A 1,605-nucleotide genomic window follows, 5' to 3' on the forward strand; every position below is an offset into this window, starting at 1 on the left:
CGCCACGGCATCCGCCCGCCGCGCGACGGCCGAGATCGTGCGCTTCGCCGGGTCGCCGCGCGACGCGTACGCCGTCAGCGTGCCGTATCTGGAGCTGCTGGGCGTGCTCGCGGGCGGCTGGATGCACGCGCTCGCCGTCATCGCGGTCGCCGCGCACGCCGACCCCGTCGCGGCGGATGCCGAGCGGCTCACGCTGGCCGACTTCTACGGCGCCCACCACCTGCCGCGAGTGCACGCGCTGGCCGAGACCGTCGCCTCCGGCGAGACCCTCTGATGCGAGAGTCTCGTGACATGACTCAGACTTTCCCGCCCCACGGCGCGGCAGCGCCACTGAAAAGCTGATGCGAGAGTCTCGCATCCCCGAGGCAGGTTTTCTCGCCCCCACGGCGCGGCAGCGCCACTGAATGGCTGACCCGCATCAGCATCCCCCGCGCGCGGACAGGGGTGCGGTCGGGAGAGGGGGAGAGGCGGGCGGGGGCGCGTAGCCTGGGGCGGTGCCCGAGCTCAGTTCCCACACCCGCACCGTTCCGGCCAGCGGCATCCGACGCATCTTCGAGGCTGCGCTCGGGTTGGACGGGGTGACGTTCCTCGCCGTGGGGGAGCCGGACGTCCCCGTCGCGCCCCACATCGCGGCCGCCGCGAAGGCCGCTTGGGATGCCGGGGCCACGAACTACACGCACAACGCGGGCATCCCGGAGTTGCGGCGCGCGTTCGCCGACCGGTTCGCCACCGATCACGGCGCGCGGCTGGATCCCGAGCAGCTGTGGGTCACGGTCGGAGGAACGCAGGCGCTGCACCAGGCGCTCGGACTCGTGCTGGATCCCGGCGACGAAGTGCTGGTCCCGGACCCGGGCTACACGACGTTCTCGATGAGCCCGCGGATGCTGTCGGCCGTGCCGGTGCCGTATCCGCTCCGCGAGCAGGCCTCGTTCCAGCCCGAGCTCGACCGGCTCGATGCGCTCGTGACCGATCGCACCCGTGCGATCATCGTGAACTCGCCCTCCAACCCGCTCGGCACGGTGCTCGACGAGGCGGCGGCGCGCGCTCTGCTCGCGTTCGCGCGCCGGCATGACCTCTGGGTCATCAGCGACGAGGTGTACGGCTCGCTCACGTGGGACCGGCCGCACGTCAGCCTGACGGCGCTCGACGTCGAGGAGGGCGGGGAACGCGTGCTCGGCGTCTTCTCGCTCTCGAAGACATATGCCATGACCGGCATCCGTGTCGGGTTCCTCGTCGCCCCCCGGTCGTGGGGCGCGACGCTCCGGAGCGCACAGGAGGCCATGATCTCCTGCGTCAACGCGCCCGCTCAGTACGCCGCGATCGCCGCGCTCACGAGCGACCAGAGCGACCTGGCCCGCGCGCGCGAGCACTACCGGAGCAACCTCGCGGCTGCGACCGCACTGCTCGACGAGCGCGGCATCCGCTATCTCGCGCCTTCCGGCGCCTTCTACCTGTGGATCGACGTGCGCCACGCTTCCGGTGGCGACGGCGGCGACGTCGCCGCGTGGGCGGAGGAGTTCCTGCGCGCCGAGCGCGTCGCCGTCGCGCCGGGTTCGGCATTCGGTGCGTCGGGTGAGGGCTGGATCCGCGTGTGCGCCGCCGCCT

General features: G+C 72.5%; 2 protein-coding genes. Both read left to right on the forward strand.

Annotated features, from left to right (window positions below; translation table 11 throughout):
• On the forward strand, positions 1-274 hold a 274-nt coding region (locus tag WBP48_RS08215), incomplete at its 5' end, for an acyl-CoA dehydrogenase C-terminal domain-containing protein (RefSeq protein ID WP_424438783.1).
• A 220-nt stretch (positions 275-494) separates the two neighbouring features.
• Positions 495-1,605 (forward strand): pyridoxal phosphate-dependent aminotransferase (locus tag WBP48_RS08220; RefSeq protein ID WP_424438786.1); only part of this gene is annotated, 1,111 nt, incomplete at its 3' end.

Origin of the sequence: Microbacterium sp., from assembly GCF_049661145.1 — a bacterium.
Taxonomy (GTDB): Bacteria; Actinomycetota; Actinomycetes; order Actinomycetales; family Microbacteriaceae; genus Microbacterium.